The 20705-nt window shown below is 66.3% G+C and carries 17 protein-coding genes and 1 pseudogene; all 18 read left to right on the top strand.

What is annotated here, in order from left to right:
- Positions 1–1440: 1440 nt before the first annotated feature.
- The 18 genes and pseudogenes from FJX73_02560 (at position 1441) to FJX73_02475 (ending at position 20685) form a co-directional block, all read left to right on the top strand.
- A pseudogene (locus FJX73_02560) lies at positions 1441–2504 on the top strand (IS110 family transposase).
- A 359-nt stretch (positions 2505–2863) separates the two neighbouring features.
- Positions 2864–3112: a hypothetical protein gene (locus tag FJX73_02555; GenBank protein ID MBM3469658.1), complete on the top strand. Its 249-nt coding sequence runs from the start codon at positions 2864–2866 to the stop codon at positions 3110–3112.
- Between the two features lie 275 nt (positions 3113–3387).
- Positions 3388–4611 (top strand): transposase, encoded by a 1224-nt coding sequence (locus FJX73_02550; protein MBM3469657.1) that lies wholly within the window; start codon positions 3388–3390, stop codon positions 4609–4611.
- Between the two features lie 98 nt (positions 4612–4709).
- Positions 4710–5894: a transposase family protein gene (locus tag FJX73_02545; GenBank protein ID MBM3469656.1), complete on the top strand. Its 1185-nt coding sequence runs from the start codon at positions 4710–4712 to the stop codon at positions 5892–5894.
- A 26-nt stretch (positions 5895–5920) separates the two neighbouring features.
- On the top strand, positions 5921–7084 hold the full coding sequence (locus FJX73_02540) for a hypothetical protein (GenBank protein ID MBM3469655.1): 1164 nt from the start codon (positions 5921–5923) through the stop codon (positions 7082–7084).
- A 172-nt stretch (positions 7085–7256) separates the two neighbouring features.
- A complete protein-coding gene (locus FJX73_02535) occupies positions 7257–7523 on the top strand; it encodes a hypothetical protein (GenBank protein ID MBM3469654.1) in 267 nt (88 codons plus the stop codon).
- On the top strand, positions 7477–7941 hold the full coding sequence (locus FJX73_02530; protein ID MBM3469653.1) for a type II toxin-antitoxin system VapC family toxin: 465 nt from the start codon (positions 7477–7479) through the stop codon (positions 7939–7941). The genes FJX73_02535 and FJX73_02530 overlap by 47 nt, the downstream gene beginning before the upstream one ends.
- A gap of 1 nt (position 7942) precedes the next feature.
- Entirely contained in the window at positions 7943–8911 is a 969-nt protein-coding gene (locus FJX73_02525) for a dihydroorotate dehydrogenase (protein MBM3469652.1), read from the top strand.
- 198 nt (positions 8912–9109) lie between these two features.
- Positions 9110–9304 (top strand): type II toxin-antitoxin system HicB family antitoxin, encoded by a 195-nt coding sequence (locus FJX73_02520; GenBank protein MBM3469651.1) that lies wholly within the window; start codon positions 9110–9112, stop codon positions 9302–9304.
- Positions 9229–10041 (top strand): orotidine-5'-phosphate decarboxylase, encoded by an 813-nt coding sequence (pyrF, locus tag FJX73_02515; protein ID MBM3469650.1) that lies wholly within the window; start codon positions 9229–9231, stop codon positions 10039–10041. The genes FJX73_02520 and pyrF overlap by 76 nt, the downstream gene beginning before the upstream one ends.
- Positions 10038–10616 carry an orotate phosphoribosyltransferase gene (locus FJX73_02510; GenBank protein ID MBM3469649.1) on the top strand — a complete coding sequence of 193 codons (579 nt, stop codon included), beginning with the start codon at positions 10038–10040 and terminating at the stop codon, positions 10614–10616. Before pyrF ends, FJX73_02510 begins: the two co-directional genes overlap by 4 nt.
- A 165-nt stretch (positions 10617–10781) precedes the next feature.
- Positions 10782–11345, top strand: coding sequence for an NYN domain-containing protein (locus tag FJX73_02505; protein MBM3469648.1), 564 nt, complete (start codon positions 10782–10784; stop codon positions 11343–11345).
- 114 nt (positions 11346–11459) lie between these two features.
- On the top strand, positions 11460–11999 hold the full coding sequence (gene hpt, locus FJX73_02500) for a hypoxanthine phosphoribosyltransferase (GenBank protein ID MBM3469647.1): 540 nt from the start codon (positions 11460–11462) through the stop codon (positions 11997–11999).
- A gap of 18 nt (positions 12000–12017) precedes the next feature.
- The gene (locus FJX73_02495) at positions 12018–13232 is read left to right on the top strand and encodes a GuaB3 family IMP dehydrogenase-related protein (GenBank protein MBM3469646.1); all 1215 of its coding nucleotides are present in this window, start codon (positions 12018–12020) and stop codon (positions 13230–13232) included.
- A gap of 20 nt (positions 13233–13252) precedes the next feature.
- Positions 13253–14806 carry a glutamine-hydrolyzing GMP synthase gene (guaA, locus tag FJX73_02490; GenBank protein ID MBM3469645.1) on the top strand — a complete coding sequence of 518 codons (1554 nt, stop codon included), beginning with the start codon at positions 13253–13255 and terminating at the stop codon, positions 14804–14806.
- A gap of 65 nt (positions 14807–14871) precedes the next feature.
- Positions 14872–15468, top strand: coding sequence for a Uma2 family endonuclease (locus tag FJX73_02485; protein MBM3469644.1), 597 nt, complete (start codon positions 14872–14874; stop codon positions 15466–15468).
- Positions 15469–15536: 68 nt separating this feature from the next.
- Positions 15537–18800, top strand: coding sequence for an ATP-dependent DNA helicase PcrA (locus FJX73_02480; protein ID MBM3469643.1), 3264 nt, complete (start codon positions 15537–15539; stop codon positions 18798–18800).
- Positions 18801–18939: 139 nt separating this feature from the next.
- The gene (locus FJX73_02475; protein MBM3469642.1) at positions 18940–20685 is read left to right on the top strand and encodes an ABC transporter substrate-binding protein; all 1746 of its coding nucleotides are present in this window, start codon (positions 18940–18942) and stop codon (positions 20683–20685) included.
- The last annotated feature ends 20 nt before the right edge of the window (positions 20686–20705 follow it).

The following is a 20705-nucleotide window of genomic DNA, read 5'->3' as shown; positions in this document are numbered from 1 at the left end:
TCACCGCCACCATTACCGCGACTGACAAGCGCCTCACCGCCAGCATCACCACCCTGAACCGCCTGGTGGCGGAGTTCCGGGCTGAGCTGGCCGCCCTCGGCGTGCGGGTGACCGCGGTCGAGGAGGAGCTGGCAGCGCTTCGTGCCCGGATGGACAACACCAAGATCGCCGGCGACACATTCTTGAGGTACCAGTTCTCGCAGTCGCGGGGCGTCAACGCTTCCTTTGCCAGGGCACGGCTGACCTTCACGGGTCGTCCCAGCCCGACCACCAGTGCAACTGTTCGGCTTATTGCCGGCGGCGAGGCCAGTGGGCTATATCCTTTGGGTACTCCCGGCTATGGTTTGTTCACCGGCCTGGGCAACGTGACGTTCGATAACGCCTACGTCGATACCAAATTCCTGAACTTCGACTGGCGGTGGGGTCGGCAGAACTACACACAGGGCGCATTCGGCCTCCTGTTCAATGACTGTGGCGTTACTGCCCCCAGGTGCGCCGTGGACGGATACAGCGTGAAGGGGAAGCTCGGTGGCATGTTCGACGTTTCCGCTGCCAGCTTCTGGCACCTGACAGTTGATTCTACCGGGGCCGGCCACTGGAACAACGCAGTCTGGCTCGGGATGGCCCGGGTGTCCACCGGTGCGTTCATTCCAGGGTGGACGCTGGGCGTTAACTACTACAGCGAGCGGCACACCGGATTCTCTCCCACGCCTAACTTGGTCCATCAGGGGTGGTCTTTTGACCTGAGCGGGACACTCGTCCCCGGCGTACGGATTACCGGTGAGTACGCATCCTTCACTCCGTCCGGTGGAACAGCCCAGACCGCCTACCAGGTCAGCTCGGTCCTCGACCTCAGGCGGTTGCTCGGTGTTGCAGGTTGGTCCCCGACTCTTACCGTTGGGTACAAGAGCTACCCAGCCGTCTGGAGCCCGATCCTGCCCGGTTCCATGGATATTCTGGGTATTACCAACTACCAGGACTACAGGGTCTGGAACGCCCGGCTGGATCTGACCTACAGCCCATGGTTCCGGCCGTACTTCATCTACGAGAGCGGCACGAATGCCGCTGGCACAGCAACTCGGTTGATGTATGAGGCCGGGTGGTTCTCTACAATCGCCACCAATACGACTTTTCGGTTCCGGTACCAGGTGCGGGAAAACGCTGGCGTTGCCACCGCCGGGATGCCTCGATACCGCGTCGAGCTGAGCTACTCCTGGTAGCGAACTTCGCTGCCACGTAGCTACTACGTACGAGGGGCCCCCCGGTTGGAAACGGCCGGGGGCCCCTCTGCTGTAGGTGAGGCCACCGGAATCTCGACACGATGACCGCGGGGTATTCTCGACCATTAGGAAGATGACATGAAGAGGGACCCCCTCCAGCCAAGCGAGGTGAGCGTGATGCCATCGCGGTGTCACGTAGACGGACTCGGAGGAAGTCCCAATGAAGATTGTAGGGGCAATGGACGTGCACCGTAAGCAGATCACCTTCAAGCTCCGGGACACCGACACGGGAGAGGTACGGCGCGGCCGCATCCCGTGCGACCGGGAGTCTGTACGGAAGTGGCTTGCCGACCTGGGCGGGGGCGACGGCGTCCACATCGCGCTGGAGGCGACCACGGGGTGGCTGTTCGTGGCCGAGGAGATCCAGCGGGTGGGCTACACCGCCCATCTCGCTGAGCCTGCCGAGACGGCGGCGAGGCGTGGGCCCAAGCGGCGCGCCAAGACTGACAAAACGGACTGCGACAACATGGTCGAGCTGCTGACGATCGGGCGGCTGCCGGAGAGCTGGATCCCGCCCGATCACCTGCTCGAGGTCCGCACGCTTGTGCGCTTGCGCAAAGACCTGGTCGATGAGCGCCGCAAGTGGCGCCAGCGCATCAAGGCCCAGGTGTTTCACCAAGGCCTCCCCGGTGGTATCAAGATCACGACCGACAAGGGGCGCGCCTGTCTGGCTGAGGCCGAGCTCTCCCCGGCGGGGTGCCAGGTCGTCGCCACCGGGCTGCGCGTCATCGACCATCTCGACCAACAGATCGAGCCGATCGACAGGCAGCTGATCGCGTTGGCCAAGCGTCAGCCCGGCTGCCGGGCCCTCACCGGTCTGTACGGGGTGGGCGCCCTCACCGCGGTGGCCATCTGGGCCGAGTTCGGTGACGGCCGGCGCTTTTCGAGCTCGGACGACGCGGTGCGCTACGCGGGGTTGGATATCACCGTCTACGACTCGGACGGCAAGCGACCACCAGGGCACCTGTCGCGCCAGGGCCCTGAGGCCTGCGCTGGGCGCTTTACGAAGCCGCGCAATCCGCAGCGCGCCGCACCTCGCCGGACCACGCCTACTACCTTGCGACCAAGGCCCGCATCGACCACAACCGGGCGTGCCTTGCGGTCGCTCGCAAGCTGTTGCGACGCGCCTATCACATCCTCAAGGACCTGGGGGACGCCGCCCTTGAGCCCGTCGCCACCGACATCACGCCCGAGCACAGCCGAGGCGTTCGGGCTGCTGCGTGAGCGGCTGCTGATGGTGGTAGTGCGGATGGCTGTCGCGCGCTTTGTGCCCCACATCAAGCCGATGGCCTTTGCGGCCGGCTCCCTCATACCTCCTGTCGCCACGGCTGCGCCGTGGACGTCCTCGGAAGACCGAGCGGCCGCAATGCTTTCTGCGGGGGTCACCCGATCACTCATCATGTCGCCGGAGCTTGCTCCGAGCACAGAGATAAGGCTGGGCGACCGCGCGCGCCGGCATCTTCCGTGCCGCTTGTCGGGAGGTGATGGGCTGATACGAGGGGGAGGACGGGAACAGGAACTCAGAAGACACAGAGAGCCCCTGAGTGTTGCCAGGGGGTCCCTCTACAGATAAGGAGGGTGGAATGACGGTGAAAGTGCTGGCAGTGTTGGCACTCCTGGCAGTGGCGCAGATCATCCCTTCATGCGGTTCTGGGCAACCCGTTATCGGGACGGTGGACGCCAAGTGGGTTTCAAGGGATGACGAGAAGATTATTGTTATCGATCACGTGGAGTACACGGTTCCTTACACCTTCTGGAACCAAGTGGACGTGGGAGATCTTGTCAAGAGGACGGACAAAGGGTGGACGATCATTCGGAAGGCACGGCCCTAGTGTAGTGTGTCGTGTTTGAGTAAAATCCAGGGTAGCGGTTGAGGGTATTCTGGGGAGGGAAGCAGAAAGACCTCACGACTTCTCTTGAGGGAGAAAGGGGTGAGGTCTTTCCGTGTTGCTCGCGAGCATCTACAGCATGCTACAGGCGGAGCCAGACTTCAAGAGGGCGATCTGACTCATAACCGGACTTGCGCAAGTCGCGTGAGTTGAGGGCCTTGACGGTGTAGAATCTAACCAACGTAGCAACCATCGCAGCTTCGACGGAGCAGACGACGATGTGGCCAGTGGTGGGCATTCCTCCGATGTGGGCAGATCTGCTGGACCGCTTCCGGGATTGTTTTCGTCGATCCGACCAGTTCCAGCACTTTGCCGAGTACGTCATCGGGCTGATCGTCTCGTCCCGCTTCTCGGTGCAGGCCCTCAATGATCTCTTCACGGGACACCGCCACGCGAGCACAAAGCGGCGGTTCATGGGCGAGGCGCCCTGGTCGCCCGAGAAGGTCATGCGCCGGGTGGTCCGGCTGGTGAAAGAACACGCCGGGTTCTCCAAGCCCAGCCGGGGCTTTCTGGTTATCGATGACACGATCCTCGATCACGACATGGACACCAAGGCGATGGAGAAGGTCGCCGTGGTCAAGGACCCTGAGACCCAGCAGTGGGTCAAAGGGCACGTGGTGGTCACGGCGCACTGGGTAACCCCGCGAGGACACTTTCCCGTGGGGTTCCGGCTGAAGACTCCTGGGGGCATCTCGAAGCACCAGCTGGCACTGTGGCTCATCAAGCGATGCCGGCGGTTCGGCGTGCTCTTTCAGACTGTCGTGTTCGATTCCTGGTATCTGGCGGAAACCCTTACAGAGCCTCTGCTGGCGTGGGGACTCACCTGGGTCTCGCGTCTGCGATTGGATCGCGTCTACCTGGCGAATGGCGGGCGCCGGGAGAAGATCGTGGCGTACTTCCAGCGTCTGGCCCGCTCCGCCTGGCAGACCCAGGAGATCGACGGTCGGACGGAGACCTTTGCCTCCGCCTGCCTGACGCTGACGAACCACGCGCGTGTCAAAGTCGTTGCCCTGCAGAAAGAGGACGTCGAGGGTGGGCTGCTCCTGCTCGTGACCAACGCCACGCATTGGCTCCCCGAAAGCATCATCCGCGCCTACAATCACCGCTGGACAATCGACGCATTTTACCGAGACGGGAAGCAGAACCTGGGGCTGGAGGCATACATGCTGCAAAGCGCCGAGGGCGCGAAGCGTCATCTCTGTCTGGGCTTGGTGGCATTCACGCTCCTTCAACTGGGCGCTCAACATCCGCGCCTCGGGCGTCTGATTCGAGACCACGTCGCGAGCGTGGGGGAGATGTGCCAGCGGACGGTCACGGAGACAGTGCGGATGTTCCTGGTGTGGGCGATGAAGTGGACGGGCCGTGGCCTCGATGCGACGACAACGGTCTCGTTGGCGTTCATGTCCCGACGTCAACTGCAATGTACCCTGATACCTTCATAGCGGTCTGCAACTCCGACTTGCACGAGTCCGGTCATAAGTCCGGTTACCCGTTGGGGTAGTGTTGCCTCATAAACCCTGTTACCGGGGTAGGAGGCAACATGAGCCCACGCAGCATCCGTGAATACGCCGTGACCATCCGACCACGCTACCTCGCTGCCCCTCTCCGAGAGAAAGCAAGGATCCTGACGGAGTTCTGCCGGGTAACGGAATACCATCGCAAGTCAGCCATTCGCCTCCTCCGCCGAGCCCCCGGCCCTCCGCGTGGCCGTCCCGGGCGGCCCCGCCGCTACCACCCTCCGGTCACCCGCGCGCTTCAGCAGGTCTGGGAAGCCAGCGACGCCCTCTGCTCCAAGCGCCTCGCCCCATTCCTCCCAGAGCTAGTGGATGCCCTGGAGCGCCATGGCACGCTCATCTTGCCCCCAGCCATCCGCCGCGATCTCCTCTCCCTCAGCCTGGCTACCATAGATCGGCTCCTCAAACCCCTGCGCCCCAAGGGCCTGCGTCGCCCTCACAGTAGCCGCCCTAGCCTCCATTCCCTCAAAGTCCAGGTCCCCATCCGCACCTTCGGTGAGTGGACCGCCGTACGCCCAGGTGCCCTCCAGGCCGATCTGGTAGCCCACTGTGGAGAAACCCTGGCCGGCTTTCACCTTACCTCCTTGGTGGTCGTTGATGTCGCTACTGGGTGGACCGAACTCCAGGCCGTCTGGGGCAAGAACTACCATCGCGTCGCCACCGCCGTCCATTTTGTCCGTAAACGCCTCCCCTTTCCCATCCGTGAACTCCACACCGACAACGGTGGCGAGTTCCTCAACTCGATCCTCCTCCCTTGGTGTCGCCGTGAGCGCATACGCCTTACCCGCGGCCGCCCCTACCGCAAGAACGACCAGGCCTACGCCGAGCAGAAGAATTGGAGCGCCGTCCGGCGCCTCATCGGCTATGATCGCTATAGCTCAGCCGAGGCCTTCAAACACCTCAACCATCTCTACAGCCTCCTCCGCCTCTATCTCAACTTCTTCCAGCCAATCGCCAAACTCACCGGTAAGGTCCGCCTCGGTGCCAGAGTCACCAAACGATACGATCGGGCGCAGACTCCCTATCAGCGCCTCCTCGCCGCCAACGTCCTCGATACCCCACAGCAGCAGGCTCTACAGCGCCTCTACCTCACCCTCAACCCCTGCCTTCTCCGCGACCAGATCTATCAGTCCCTGCATCAGCTCTTCAAGATGGCAGACCGCCCCACAGAGGTAACACCATTTCTGGGGCAAAGAACTACCACGCGGTAACACCTACTTCTGAGGCAACACGGAGGTTGGAGCAGCGGATCTGGGAGGCGACGGCCGAGGTAGCTCGAGAGGAGTTGAGGCAGGCACTTGAGATCCTGGACGGGGAGTTGATGAGCAGGCGGCCGGATGGGCGGGGGCCGAGCCACGGGGCGATACACCGGTGGGTGAAGCAGGTTGGGGGTCAGCGGATCTGTCGAGAAGAGGAGCAGGTGGAGGCGTTGTTTGAGGACGGGGTTGTACCGCCTACGACAGGGGAGAGGGTGGAGGTGCTGTTTGCGGAGGCGGATGAGGTGCGGGTGGCACTGCAGCGAGGCAAGCGACGTCGGCGGGTGGGGGAGATCTTACCGAAGCGACGGGCGTTGCGTGGGGAGGTACGGGTGCTGGTCTGCCACCGGGGATGGGAGCGCCGGCACCCGGGCAGTGAGGAGTACCGGCTCTTAGCGAAGCACGTGTACGGGGCTGTTGGGGAGGCCGAAAGATTCTGGCGTGGGGCGGTGCTGAGCCTGCATGGGTACTGCGCGCTGGAGCAGGTACGATGCACGGTGCTGAACGGGGATGGAGCGGGGTGGATCCGCCAAGGGCTTGAGTATCTGCCGCACTGTGAGTTCCAGCTTGATCGGTGGCACTTGTGGAAAGAGGTGAAGGTGGGATTAGGCGATCATCCTGTGGTGATGCGGCAGGTGTGGAAGGCGATCCGGCGTGGTGACACGTGGGCGGCCATCGACGAGATACTCCGGGGGGTGCGCCAGCGCACCGACGCTGACCGACGGGGCGCCATCGACGGCTTGCGTGGGTATCTGTGGGAGAATCGGGACGGATTGCGGGAGTACCGACAGCGAGGGATGCCGGTGGCTGTGGATGCGACCTGGCGGGGGCTTGGGGCGGCGGAGGCGAACGTGGACAAGCCGTGGGCGGAGCGGTTCACCAAGCGGGGGATGAGCTGGGGACGTGGGCTGGCTCCACTGGTGAGATTGGTGAGCCTGCACCAGCAAGGCACGCTGCAGGCGTGGCTGGAGGTCTGTGGGTGGCCGCGGTTCCAGCCCGTCGTCAGGGAAGCGGTACGCAGGATACGGCGCACCGTGGACCACCGGGACGCTGACGACTGGCTGCAAGTTCGTCTGCCGATGCTGTCAGGGGCACATACCCAGCTGCGCCGAGCCCTACGAGGCCTGAGGCAGCCGACGGCATAGAGGAGTCCGGCAGTGGCCACAGAGGACACGGCCTCGTCAGCAGGAGGCTAACGGGAGTCGAACCGACAACAACCAGCCAAGAGAAGCGCAACCCTGGGCTTGACAGTCTCGTTCTATGTATCGCTCTTGACGATGTTAGGGAATACGATGTATATCTGGTATGGTGATAGAAATGGCCATCAAGAAGAGGCCCATTCAGATCTACCTGGAGGACCGCCAACACCGCGTCCTGCGGGAGATTGCGCGCCGCCGCGACGTCTCTCTTGCCTGTCTCCTGCGGGAAGGAGCCGACCGGGTGATTGAGGAGGCCCTGCCTCCCGACGCCGATCCGCTGATGGAGTTGCCGGAGTTGGCCGCACCCGGCGGGCCGCGCGACGGAGCCGAGCGCCACGATGCCTACCTTGTCCAGGCACACAGCCCGCGTGGCCGCCGCCGCTAGGATCTTCGTGGACACCGGGGGGTGGATCGCCCTCCTATCGCTCGCCGATAGTCACCACGCGCACGCATCGGCGGCGTGGCCCGGGATACTGCGCCGTTTCCACCAAGTGGTGGTCACGAACCTCGTCATCGCTGAGAGCTACACCTTTCTTCGGAGGGAAGTGGGGTTTGCTCCGGCCTGGGCTTTGCTGGACCGGCTGCAGGCCACACCTCGATTGGCTCTCGTGTATGCCGATGCAGAGCTGGAAGGCGACGCCCGGTCGCTGCTGCGGCAGTACCGGGACCAAGAGTTCTCGTACACCGACGCGGTCAGTCTTGTTACGATGAAGCGTAGAGGCATCAAGCATGCGTTTGGCTTCGACTGGCGTTTCCTCACGGCCGGGTTCGAGTTGATTCCTGCTGGCCGGACGCCCAGGTAGCGTGGCCGCCGAACAGTCGCTGGCCGTCACCCTCGCCGGCATCACCTTTCCCTGCCCGGTTCTCGCCGCGCCCGGGCCGCTGGAGTTCGGCCGGCAGGTGCAGGCTGCATACGACCTACGCGCGTTCGGCGGCATCGTCACCAAGTCCGTAACAATGGAGCCCCGGGAGGGCCATCCGGGGCCGGACACCATCCAGGTGCTCAGCGGATGGTTGAACGCCATCGGCCTGCGCAACCCCGGCGTCGCCGGGTTCATCGCCCGGGAGATGCCCTTCCTGCGCACGCTGGGGCGTCCGATCATCGTGAGCATCGCCGGAGGCAGCGCCGACGAGTACGCGGCCCTGGCCGAGCTGCTGAGCGGCGAGGACGGGGTTGCCGCGATCGAGATCAACGTCTCCTGCCCGAACGTCACCGACGGGCTGCACTTCGGCACCGATCCCGGCCGCACGCAGGCGCTTGTCGGCGCCGTGCGCGCGCGCACGGCGCTCCCACTGTTCGTCAAGCTCAGCCCCAACGTGACCGACATCGCTGCTATGGCCACGGCGGCCGCCGACGGCGGGGCGGACGGCCTGTCGCTGATCAACACCCTGAGTGCTCTTGCCGTGGACGCACGGACGCGCCGACCGCGCCTGGGCGCCGGAGCAGGCGGGCTCTCCGGGCCGGCGATCAAGCCCGTGGCGCTGCGCATGGTGTGGGAGGTCGCGCGTTCCGTGCGCCTTCCGATCATCGGCATGGGCGGGATCGCCACCTGGGAGGACGCGGTCGAATTCCTGCTCTGCGGCGCGCACGCCGTGGCAGTGGCCTCGGCGTTGATCGACAACCCGCGCACGGCCGAGGAGATCACAGAGGGGCTGCGGGCGTACCTGACGGAGCACGGCGTCGAGCGGGTGACTGATCTCACCAGGGCGCTGGAAGGCATGGATGACGTCCCTCCTCTTGTTGGAGGACACCTCTTTGAAGGAGAGGCGTGAGGACCAATGCAGAGGGAGCGCGCGGAAGGACGCAACGAAAGCGCGAAGGGCCGACCCAGCAAGGCGCTGAACGACCGTTGCGCGTGGAGAGCAGAGCTGGAATTCATTCGGGACCGGATGGCTCTGCCGGGCGGTGTGGAGGAACTGGCTGCTCTGCTGGGAGGGAAGTAGGGCGTGGAGACCGAGTTTACCGCGATCATGGACTACGACGCTTCCAGCGGCGTCTACGTTGTTCGAGTTCCTGCGTTGCGCGGAGTGATCTCGGAAGGCATGACAGAGCAGGAAGCCCTCGAGAACGTGAAGGATGCCATCGCAGAATGGATTGCCGCGCGCCGGGCGCTCGGCCTCCCGATCGCGGAGGTCCGAGAGTACCGGGTGAAGGTCCCGGTCTAGAGCCGTTGGCCAGAACCCCAGCCCTCGTCGTCGCCCTGGACCTCCCGACGCTGGAGGCCGCCGCAGCCCTGGTCCACCGCGTGCTGCCGGTGACGCCCTGGTTCAAGATAGGATCCGTGCTCTTCACCGCCGCCGGGCCCGAGGCGGTGCGTGCCGTGCGCGCCGCCGGCGGGCAGGTCTTCCTCGACCTCAAGTTCCACGACATCCCGCACACGGTCGCCGGCTCCGTCGCGGCCGCGGCGGAACTCGGCGTTGCGCTGTTGACCGTACACTGCGCGGCCGGGCCAGCGGCGATGGAGGCCGCGGCAGACGCCGCACGGCGATCCGGCGGTGCGACCGGCGTGCTCGGGGTCACGCGCCTGACCAGTGACGCCGGCCGGGTGGGCGCCAGCGTATTGCGCGCCGCAGCTGGGGCCCAAGCAGCCGGCCTCGCGGGCGTTGTGGCGTCGGCGCGGGAGTGCGCGCGGATCAAGGCCGCCTGCGGTCTCGCCTTCCGCGTGCTGACACCGGCGATCCGGCCTTCTGGGGCAGCGGTCCACGACCAGGCGCGCGTGGCGACGCCTGGGCAGGCGGTGCGGGCCGGCGCCGACTACCTGGTGGTTGGCCGTCCCATCACGGCCGCGGCCGATCCGGCGTGGGCCGCGCAGGCGGTGGCCGAGGAGATGGCCGCTGCCCTGCGCCGGACGCCTGCAGCGCGAATGTTGGATGCCGGGCCGCCTCCAGGTGTTGGGGCATGACGGGCGAGGCCTGGCTCGCCCTGTTTCGCCGGCGCGGCGCGGTGGCGGACGGTCACTTCCTGCTCTCTTCCGGTCTGCACAGTCCCATCTACGTGCAGTCGGCACTGATCCTCCAGTACCCAGAGGAGGCGCAGGCCTTGGGTGCGGCGCTGGCCGAACGCCTGCGGCCGCTGCGGCCGCATGTGGTAATCGGGCCGGCCTTGGGCGCGGTGGTGGTTGCGCACGAGGTCGCGCGGGCACTGGGCGTGCGCGCGATCTTCGCAGAGAGGGACGGCGGACAGATGGCGCTGCGGCGCGGCTTCGCGATCGCCGAGGGCGAGCGGGTCCTGGTGGTGGAGGACGTTATCACGACCGGAGGGTCGGCCGCGGAGGTGGCTTCCCTGGTGGGGGCAGCCGGCGGCGAGGTGGTGGGCTTCGGCGCGCTGGTGGACCGGACCGGCGGCCGCATGGACCTGGAGGCCCCTCTGGAAGCGCTCGTCACCCTCGACCTGCCGACGTTTGCTCCTGACCGGTGCCCTCAGTGCCGGGAGGGCGTGCCCGTGCGCAAGCCGGGCAGCCGCGCCAACCCCTCCTGACAGTCGAACGTCTGTTTGTTGACAAATGCCGAGTGGAGGGTAACATAGATGGGCGAAGAGTCTATATGCTCCCCGCCGTCCCACAGGCACGGCGGGAAAGATGAGGAGACCCCGAAGGGGGCCTCCTCTTCCTGCTTCTGTGCCGTTGTTTAGGGGGGTTGCGCCGTGCCAACACGCCAGACAGCCGTATTCATTGACGGAGGGTATTGGTCCGCCGTCCTTCGGGACGAATTCGGCTTGGCCAGGATCGACTTTGGGAGGCTGGTCGAGTTCATGGCGGGCGGAAACGCGCTTCTGCGGGCCTACTATTACAACTGTATGCCTTACCAGGGTAACCCCCCGACCCAAGAAGAAAGCGAGAGGTATGCAAGGGCGAGAAGGTTCATGGACGCCCTTTCCCGTCTGCCGCGGTTTGAAATCCGACTGGGAAAGCTGGAATACCGCGGCATAGACGCGACCGATGGGAAGCAGATCTTTGAGCAGAAGCGGGTTGATATCATGCTAGGCGTGGATATGGTCCTTCTCGCAGCCAAGCAGCGTATTGACCGCGCTGCGATTCTAACCGGGGACAGCGATTTCATCCCAGCTCTCAAGGTCGCCAAGATTGAGGGCATACTGGTCCATCTCTACCATGGTGACCCCGCTAGTGTTCACCGGGAAGTGTGGACCGAAGCCGACGACCGTACACGGATCGATGCTCCAGTTATCGAGCAGATCCGGATGCGCTAGACAGCGGACGGCCAGACTGATCCACTGCCCCGCCCGAACCCCCGATTGACGCCCTGTTTAGGGCCGGCTTATAATGACTCAAATCCGCACGCAAGGAGAGGACCGCCGTTGGGCCTGGCAGACGACGTCGACGAAATCCTCATCCCGGAGGAGGTCCTGCAGGATCGAATCCGGGAACTCGGACGGCGCATCAGCACTGAGTACGACACCAAAGAACCCCTGCTAGTAGGCATCCTGACGGGTGCCTTCGTTTTTCTCGCGGACCTGCTGAAGGCGATCACGATCCCCTGCCACGTGGACTTCATGGCCACGGCCTCCTACGGGGACTCCACCGAGAGCAGCGGCATCGTCCGCATCCTCAAGGACCTGAATCAGAGCATCGAGGGTCGGCACGTGCTGGTGGTCGATGACATCATTGACACCGGCCTGACCATGGACTACCTGCTCGAGACGCTCAAGGCCAGGTACCCGGCATCGCTGCGGGTGTGCGCGCTGCTGGACAAGCGGCCCCGCCGCCGGCGCGAGGTGCCGATTGACTTCCGCGGGTTCGAGATCCCCGACAAGTTCGTGATCGGATACGGACTCGACTACTCGGGCCGCTACAGGAACCTGCCCTTCATAGGCGTCCTCAAGCCAGAACTCTACGGCATCTAGCCACAGGAGGCGAGAGCCATGATCGTCCAGACCCCGACGCGCGGTGCCGCCCGGGTCAGCGGGCCGGAAGCACCTGGCGAGTGGCTGGGGCATGGCCGGAAGGTTCGGCGCACCTTCAGTCTCGACGATATCGCCCTGGTGCCGGCGGCCTCGACACTGGATCCCGAGGATGTGGACTGCTCCTGGCAGGTGGGCGGACACGCGTTCCGGCTCCCTGTCGTGGCGTCCGCAATGGACAGCGTGGTGGACGTGCGCACCGCAGGCATCATCGCGGACCTGGGCGGCCTGGCCGTGCTCAACCTTGAAGGCCTGCAGACGCGGTACGCCGACCCCGCCGAACCGCTGGACGCGATCGCGGCCGCGGCGCCGGACGAGGTGGTCGGCCTGCTCCAACGGCTGTACCGCGCGCCCATTGACGATGCGCTTGTGGCCGCGCGCATCCGCGCCATCAAGGATGCAGGCGCCGCGTGCGCGGTCTCGATGACGCCTGCCGCCGCCGGACGCCTGGCGCCGCTGGCCGAGGAGGCCGGCGCCGACCTGTTGCTCGTGCAGTCCACCGTTGTAACCGAGGAACACCGCTCTTCGCGCGGCAGAGCGGTATCGCTGCGCTCGCTCACGGCCCGCGCACGGGTCCCGGTGATGGCGGGCAACTGCGTCGGGTACGAGGCGGCGGCAGGCCTGCTGGAGGCCGGCGCCGCAGCGCTGTTCGTGGGGGTCGGGCCGGGCGCGGCTTGCACCAGCCGCAGGGTACTCGGCATCGGTGTGCCGCAGGCAACGGCGATCTGCGATGTGGCCGCCGCGCGCGACGACCACCTGCGCCGGACCGGGATCTACGTGCCGGTGGTGGCCGACGGAGGCATAGCGGTGGGCGGGGACGTGGCAAAGGCGATCGCGTGCGGGGCCGACGCGGTCATGCTGGGCTCGGCGCTGGCGAGGGCCGAAGAGGCCCCGGGCCGCGGCTTCCACTGGGGGATGGCCACGCCGCACGCCGCGCTCCCCCGCGGTACGCGAATCCGCGTGGGCACAACGGGCGCGCTCCGGCAGATCCTGCTGGGCCCTGCTCGGGTGGACGACGGATCGCACAACCTGATCGAGGCGCTGCGCACCGCGATGGGGCTGTGCGGGGCCGCGACGATCCGCGAGATGCACGCGGCCGAGGTCGTCCTCGCCCCGGCGCTTGGCACCGAGGGCAAGGCCGCGCAGTTCAGCCAGAAAGTGGGGCAGGGACGCTGACGCCCGCGCAGCCGCAGCTCATGCTCCCCACGCAGCCGGGCGCCGTGCCTCGCCCGGTGATCGTTCTCGACTTTGGCGCGCAGTACGCCCAACTGATTGCCCGGCGCATCCGAGAAAGCCGGGTCTACAGTCTCATCCTGCCCTACGATACACCGCTGCAGCAGATACTGGCCCTTCGTCCGCAGGGGATCGTCCTCTCCGGCGGTCCGGCGAGCGTGTGCGAGCCAGGGGCGCTCCTGGTGGATCCGGCGCTGTTCGATGCGGGCGTGCCGGTGCTGGGGATCTGCTACGGCATGCAGCTGATGGCGCACCTGCTGGGCGGCCGTACCGCCGCGGTCGAGCAGCGGGAGTACGGCCGCACGCGCCTGTTCGTGGACGACGGCAGCGATCTTTTCGCCGGCCTGGAGCCCCGCCTCATCTGCTGGATGAGCCACGGCGACTCGGTGGCCGAGTTGCCGCCTGGGTTTGCGGCGCTCGCCCACACCGACAGCAGCCCGGTGGCCGCGATGGCCGACCGCTCACGACGTCTCTACGGCCTGCAGTTCCACCCCGAGGTCTCCCACACGCCGTGGGGGATCGAGGTGCTGCGCAACTTCCTCTACGGGATCTGCGGTTGCGATCCGTCGTGGACGATGGTGTCGTTCATAGACCGCAGCGTAACTTTGATTCAGGAGCAGGTGGGCAGGGGCAGGGCGCTCTGCGCGCTCTCAGGCGGCGTGGATTCGGCCACCGCGGCGGCTCTCGTGCACCGCGCCATCGGAGACCAGCTCACCTGCATCTTCGTTGATCACGGCCTGCTCCGGAAAGGCGAGCCGGAGCAGGTGGTCAAGACCTTCCGCGATGCCTTCCAGGTGCCGTTGATCCACGTGGACGCACGGGCGCGGTTCCTGGCCCACCTGGCCGGGGTGACCGACCCGGAGCAGAAACGGCGCACGATCGGTGAGGAGTTCGTCCGCGTCTTCGAGGAAGAGGCCCAGCGTCTGGGCGCGATCGAGTACCTGGTGCAGGGCACGCTCTACCCTGACGTGATCGAGAGCGGCACCCGGACCGCGGCCCGCATCAAGACCCACCACAACGTCGGCGGCCTGCCCGAGCGGATGCGGCTGCGGCTGGTGGAGCCGTTCCGCGATCTGTTCAAGGATGAGGTGCGCGAGGTCGCCAGGCAGCTCGGGCTGCCCGATCGCATGATCGTGCGCCATCCTTTTCCCGGGCCGGGGCTGGCAATCCGGATCATGGGCGAGGTCACGGCCGAGCGACTCGAGCCGCTGCGCTCAGCCGACGCCATCATCCTGGAGGAGCTGCGGGAGGCCGGACTTGCCCTGGAGATCTGGCAGGCGTTCGGGGTGCTGCTACCGGTGCGCACCGTGGGCGTGATGGGCGATGCCCGCACCTACGGCCAGGTGATCGTCGTGCGCGCGGTGACCAGCGAGGACGGCATGACCGCCGACTGGGCGCGCCTGCCTGAAGAGGTGCTCGAGGCGGTGGCCAGCCGCATCACCCGAGAGGTGCCCGGCGTCACGCGGGTTGTCTACGACATCACAAGCAAGCCCCCGGCTACGATAGAGTGGGAATAGGAGCCCCCGACGTTCTACTCGCACGGTTCGGCCTGACCCCCTGAAAGAACGGAATCCGCTGCCGAATGAATATGTGGGGTGGACCTGGAGGGTGTTATACTTGCGTCATGGCGCCTGAAACTCGGACCCCAGTCTCCGTTGAGGAGTTCTGGCACCTGGCCCACCGGTTGCCCAAGGCGGAGCTCATCGGAGGGCAGGTGATCGAACTGGTCCCACCGGGGGTTCGCCACGGGGTGCTGGTTCTGAGCCTGGGCCAGCGGCTCCGCGAGCATGTGGCGGCCCGTGGTCTGGGCATCGTCGTGTCCGACGCCGGTTTCATCCTAATCAAGGAGCCCCCGACCGTTCGGGCGCCGGACCTCGCGGTCGTGCTGAAACGACGCGTGCCCTCACCGCTCCCCGCGAAGTTCTTCCCTGGTCCACCCGATCTCGCGGTCGAGGTGCTCTCGCCTGACGATCGACCCTCCGAGGTCGCGGCGAAGGTAGCTGATTACCTGCGGGCCGGCGCCCATGGGGTGTGGGTCGTCGATCCAGACGCGCGGACGGTGACAGTTCACGCGCACGCCGACGTGATGCGATTCGCGCGGGACGAGGTGCTGCAGGGCGCACTGCCGCTCCCCGACCTCGCGCTTCCCCTTCAAACCGTGTTCGCAGAGATTGACTGACCTGATCCCATAGGGCCCAAGCCCTGTTTGCGCCGCCGCCGCCCTCCCGATATAGTGGACGGCAGACCATGGACCTGCTTTCCTCCCTGAACCCTCCGCAGCGCGATGCGGTTATCCATCCAGGCGGGCCGCTGCTCGTGCTGGCCGGTGCCGGCTCGGGCAAGACCCGGGTCCTAGCGCACCGGATCGCCTACCTGATCCGTGAGCGAGGCATCGCTCCCGGACGCATCCTGGCGGTCACCTTCACCAACAAGGCCGCGCGCGAGATGCGCGAGCGGATTGACGCGCTGCTGGGCGGACCGGTCGCCCGCCCGATCTGGGTCGGCACCTTCCACGCCACCTGCAGCCGCATCCTCAGGGCCGACTGCGAGGCGATCGGCGTCCCTGCGCAGTTCGCGATCTACGACGAGGACGACCAGCGCCGGGTGATCCGCGACTGCATGGCCGCGCTGGGGCTCGACGAGCGGCGGTACCCGCCGGCCGCGATTCACGCGATGATCGGGCGGGCCAAGGATGAGGTGCTGGATGTGGCCCGGTACGCCGCCCGCGCCTCAACGTTCATGGAGGAGGCGACGGCCAGGGTCTGGCAGGCGTACCAGGCAGAGCTGCGCGCCCAGGGCGCGCTGGACTTCGACGACCTGATGTGCGAGGTGCTGCGGCTGTTCGATGAGCATCCGGACGTGCTCCGCAGGTACCAGGATCGCTTCGAGCACGTGCTGGTGGACGAGTACCAGGACACCAACCACGCGCAGTACCTGCTTGTGCGCGCGCTGGCGGGCGGGCATCGGAACGTGACCGTGGTGGGAGACGACGACCAGTGCCTGCCTGCGGGCACGCTGATCGCGATGGCAAGCTCCGGGCAGGCCTCTCCGCCAGGTGCAACGCCCACTCCAGGTGCGACGTCCATCGAGTCCATCGAGGAAGGCTCAATCATTCAGGCGGCCTGCGGATCCGGCCGCCTGGCCCCGGCGCGCACCGCCGCACCGCTGCGGCGTGAATATCGCGGGCCCGTCGTGACCGTGGAAACGGCGGGCGGGTTGAGGCTGGCCGCGACGCCCAACCATCTCGTCTTTGCCAGGCTTGTTCCTCATCCAGACCTCCACTATGTCTATCTCATGCACCGGCGTGGCGTGGGATACAGAATCGGACGCACCCGCGGCGTACGCAGCAGGACACCGGGCGGGGTGGACAGTGGTCTCGCGCTGAGACTGAACGGTGAGGTCGCAGAGCGCCTTTGGGTGCTGGCCGCGTCCCACGATGAGGCGGAGGCAGCCTACATCGAGCAGCTCTACGCGTTCAGGTACGGGATCCCCACGACCGTCTTTCAGGTCCGCGGCCGGCGGATGCAGATCGGACAGCCCCACGTGGATCGCATCTTTCGAGAGATCGAGACCGAGGATCGCGCGCACCGGTTGCTGTCGGACCTGGAGATGTTCCCCGAATATCCCCACCATCGTTCTGGGGCCGTGATCAGGGGCCAGACGACCCGGCGGCTCGTGCACTTCACGATGTTTGGCGACGGTCGCACCTACCAGCAGCGCCCCTGGCACGATCACCGCATTCAACTGGTGACGTCGGGCGCGGAGATTTGCCGTGACTACGACGCCGGGTGGCGTATGGCTCGGGACCTCGCGGCGACGGTGGAAGGGGAGCCGGTGCTGCGCGCCCGTGTTGCGGGCGGATCGGCAGCGACCGGGCAGGCGGCATCGCGATCACGGCCTGTCCACCTCGTCCTGCCACTCGGGCACCTCCATCCGGGCATGCGGCTGGCGGTCGTGCATGGCGGGCGTGTGGTGGAGGACGAGGTGACGACCCGGACCATGGGGCACTACGAAGGGCCCGTTTTCGATCTGGATGTGCCCGACCTGAGGACATTCGTGGCCAACGGCGTGCTGGTGCACAACTCGATCTACCGCTGGCGCGGCGCGGACGTCCGCAACATCCTGGAGTTCGAGAGCGACTACCCGGACGCGAAGGTCGTGGCGCTGACCCAGAACTACCGCTCGACTAAGACGATCCTGGCCGCGGCGCACGCGGTGATCCGGCACAACCCTCACCGGCATGCCAAGGAGTTATGGACCGGCAACCAGGAGGGCCTGCCGGTACAGGTCTACGACGCGCTGGACGGCAGCGACGAGGCAAGGTTCGTGTCCGAGCAGGTCCGCGCCCTGGCCGCAGATGGTGTGCGACTGCGGGAGATCGCGGTGCTCTACAGGACCAACGCCCAGTCCCGGCTCCTGGAGGAGGAGTGCCTCAAGGCCGGTATTCCCTACCAGGTCGTGGGCGGCGTGCGCTTCTACGAGCGCAAGGAGATCAAGGACATCCTGGCCTACTTGCGCCTGGCCGTGGCACCCGGTGACGAGGTCAATCTGCGGCGCGCACTTGCCACGCCGCGCAGGGGCATCGGGGACGTCTCCCTGGCCCGCCTCACGAGCAGCGCCCGGGCCGCCGGGTGCACGATGCTGGAGGCGATGCGGCGGCCCGAGATCACCGATGGCCTGCCGCGCGCCGCTGCCCGCACGCTGGAGGCGTTTGCCGGCCTGATTGCCGGCCTGAGCGAGGCCGCTGCCGTGCTGCCGGCCGGCGACGTGATCACCCGCGCTATCGCACAGACGGGCTACCAGGCGATGCTGCAGGCCGAGGGCACCGAGGAGGCCTTCAGCCGGCTGGAGAACGTGCGTGAGCTCGTGACCGTCGCGCGCGAGATCGAGGAGTCCGCAGGCGAGCCCGGCCTGGCAGCCTTCCTCCAGCACCTGGCACTCGTAGCCGATGTGGACACCCACCGGGACGACCTCGACCGTGTGACCCTTATGACGCTGCACAGCGCCAAGGGCCTGGAGTTCCCTGCCGTGTTCGTCACCGGGCTGGAGGAGGGCCTCTGCCCGCACGTCCGCGCGCTGGAAGAGGAGGGCGGGCTGGACGAGGAGCGACGCCTCTGTTATGTGGGGTTCACGCGAGCCAAGCACCGGCTGTATCTAACCCATGCACGCACGCGCGCGACCTTCGGCGCGCCCAACATGGCGCTGCCTTCGCGCTTCTTGGAGGAGGTCCCGCCCGAGTTGACCGCGGGCGCGGTCCGTCCGACCGTGGAGTGGCCGGCACGTCCCGGCCCTGGGCAGGCCGCGGCTCCAGGGAGCGGCAGGAGCCGACTGGACGCGCGCCGTTCGCTGACGCACTTCGAGGTGGGGATGCGCGTCCGGCACTCGAAGTTCGGCGACGGCGAGGTGCTGGACACGGAAGGGGAGGGCGAAGCGGCAATAGTGACCGTCCGGTTTTCCGGCGCGGTTAAGCGCCTGGCGCTGAGCTACGCCCCTCTAGAGCGCGCCGAGTGACCCGCTGCAGGAGTTGCCCCAGGCCCGGCGTAGTTATACAGTTACCGCTGACTGCGCTGTTATACTTGAGGTGAGGAAGGCAAGGCGTTTGGAGGCCCAGCCCGGCCCTCTCCCGGGGCCCGGGATAAGGAGGTGTGACATGAGAGGGATGGTTCTCAGACTGGCGGTGATGGCGATCGCCGGCGCGCTTGTAGTTTCCACGCCGGTGGTCGCCCAGCCCCCCAAACTGACGCTGCCGGATATCCTGAACCCCGTCGTCGCCGAGGGCGAGGTCGGGCGGTTCGGCGGCACCTACGTTACCACCTCGATCTCCGACCCGCGGACGTTCAACGCGGTGGTGGCTCAGGAAACCTCGTCCACGGTGCCCCTGGGCTACTCCTTCGATGGGCTGGTTGAGACCAACCGGATCTCGACCGAGATCGAGGGTGCGCTGGCCGAGTCCTGGACCGTGAGCAAGGACGGGCGCACCTGGCGGTTCAAGCTGCGCAAGGGCGTTACTTGGCACGACGGCGCTCCGGTGACGGCCGACGACGTGGTCTTCACGCTGGACGCGGCCTTCACCAAGGGCGTGCAGTCCAGTCTGCCTGACGTGCTGACGATCGCCGGCAAGCCGATCCAGTACAAGAAGGTGGACCAGTTCACGGTTGAGTTCAAGACCGAGCAACCGTTTGGACCGTTCCTACGAACGATCGGCTTCAGCGTCCTGCCCAAGCACAAACTGGAAGGCGCGCTCAAGCAGGGCGCCTCCGAGTTCAACCGCACCTGGAGCGTGGCCACGCCGCCGCGCGAGATCATCGGCCAGGGACCCTATGTGATGCAGCAGTACGTCCCGGGGCAGCGGATCGTGTTCCTGCGCAACACCAAGTACTACAGGGTGGACAAGAAGGGCCAGCGGCTGCCCTACTTGGCCCGCCTGGTCATCGTCGTCGTACCGAATCTCGACGCCGCCCGGCTCAAGTTCGAGGCCAAGGAGACCGACTTCTATGCCGCGCGGCCGCGCGAGTTCGCGGAGTTCAAGCAGAAGGAGACCGCCGGCAACTTCACGATCTTCGACGGACCGCCCACCTTCTCCACCGAGTTCCTGGTCTTCAACCAGAACCCCAAGGGGATCTCCGGCCCCAAGCTGGCCTGGTTCCAGAACGCGAAGTTCCGGCAGGCGGTCAGCCACGCGGTTGATCGTGACGCCATTGCCCGCCAGGTGTACGCGGGACGGGCGACCGCACAGTTCAGCCCGGTCAGCCCTGCCAACAAGTTCTTCTTCAACCCGAACACGCGCCGCTACGCCTACGATGTGGCGCGCGCCGAGGCGCTGCTCCGTGAGGCAGGGTTCTCAAAGGGCTCCGACGGGTTGCTCCGCGACCCGGCCGGCAACATCGTCGAGTTCACCATGGCCACCAACGCCGGGAACACCGACCGCGAAGCGATCGGCAACCTGGTGCGCCAGGACCTGACCAAACTGGGGATGCGTGTCACGTTCGCTCCCGAGGCGTTCAACACACTGGTGGGCAAGCTGACCGGCACCTTCAACTGGGAGGCGATCATCATCGGGCTGACCGGCGGGCTGGAGCCGCACACAGGCCAGAACGTGTGGCGCTCGACCGGCTCGCTCCACATGTGGCACCCGCGCCAGGAGTCCCCGGCGACGGACTGGGAGACCGAGATTGACCGCATCTTCGACCAGGCCGCCCAGATGGTGGACCAGAACAAGCGCAAGCAGCTCTACAACCGCTGGCAGGAGATCGTGGCCGAGCAGGTTCCGATGATCTACTTCGCCACAACGCTCACCCAGCCGGCCGTGCGCAACACGCTGGGCAACATCCGGCTCGGCCTGGGCGGCAGCACCGCGGACATCGAGGAGCTGTACTACCGGACCCCGTACAGGTAGGCCCTACAGGGCAGGAGGGG

Source organism: Armatimonadota bacterium (assembly GCA_016869025.1).
GTDB lineage: Bacteria > Sysuimicrobiota > Sysuimicrobiia > Sysuimicrobiales > Humicultoraceae > VGFA01.
The sequence above is the reverse complement of the archived record's forward strand: the minus strand, read 5'-3'. Positions and strand labels throughout refer to the sequence as shown.

Excerpts from the sequence above, each read along its gene's own strand:
- FJX73_02555 (MBM3469658.1), top strand. The coding sequence starts at position 2,864 with ATGACGGTGAAAGTGCTGGCAGTGTTGGCACTCCTGGCAGTGGCGCAG.
- FJX73_02550 (MBM3469657.1), top strand. The coding sequence starts at position 3,388 with ATGTGGCCAGTGGTGGGCATTCCTCCGATGTGGGCAGATCTGCTGGAC.
- FJX73_02545 (MBM3469656.1), top strand. The coding sequence starts at position 4,710 with ATGAGCCCACGCAGCATCCGTGAATACGCCGTGACCATCCGACCACGC.
- FJX73_02535 (MBM3469654.1), top strand. The coding sequence starts at position 7,257 with ATGGCCATCAAGAAGAGGCCCATTCAGATCTACCTGGAGGACCGCCAA.
- FJX73_02530 (MBM3469653.1), top strand. The coding sequence starts at position 7,477 with ATGCCTACCTTGTCCAGGCACACAGCCCGCGTGGCCGCCGCCGCTAGG.
- FJX73_02520 (MBM3469651.1), top strand. The coding sequence starts at position 9,110 with ATGGACTACGACGCTTCCAGCGGCGTCTACGTTGTTCGAGTTCCTGCG.
- pyrF (MBM3469650.1), top strand. The coding sequence starts at position 9,229 with ATGGATTGCCGCGCGCCGGGCGCTCGGCCTCCCGATCGCGGAGGTCCG.
- FJX73_02510 (MBM3469649.1), top strand. The coding sequence starts at position 10,038 with ATGACGGGCGAGGCCTGGCTCGCCCTGTTTCGCCGGCGCGGCGCGGTG.
- FJX73_02495 (MBM3469646.1), top strand. The coding sequence starts at position 12,018 with ATGATCGTCCAGACCCCGACGCGCGGTGCCGCCCGGGTCAGCGGGCCG.
- guaA (MBM3469645.1), top strand. The coding sequence starts at position 13,253 with ATGCTCCCCACGCAGCCGGGCGCCGTGCCTCGCCCGGTGATCGTTCTC.
- FJX73_02485 (MBM3469644.1), top strand. The coding sequence starts at position 14,872 with ATGAATATGTGGGGTGGACCTGGAGGGTGTTATACTTGCGTCATGGCG.
- FJX73_02480 (MBM3469643.1), top strand. The coding sequence starts at position 15,537 with ATGGACCTGCTTTCCTCCCTGAACCCTCCGCAGCGCGATGCGGTTATC.
- FJX73_02475 (MBM3469642.1), top strand. The coding sequence starts at position 18,940 with ATGAGAGGGATGGTTCTCAGACTGGCGGTGATGGCGATCGCCGGCGCG.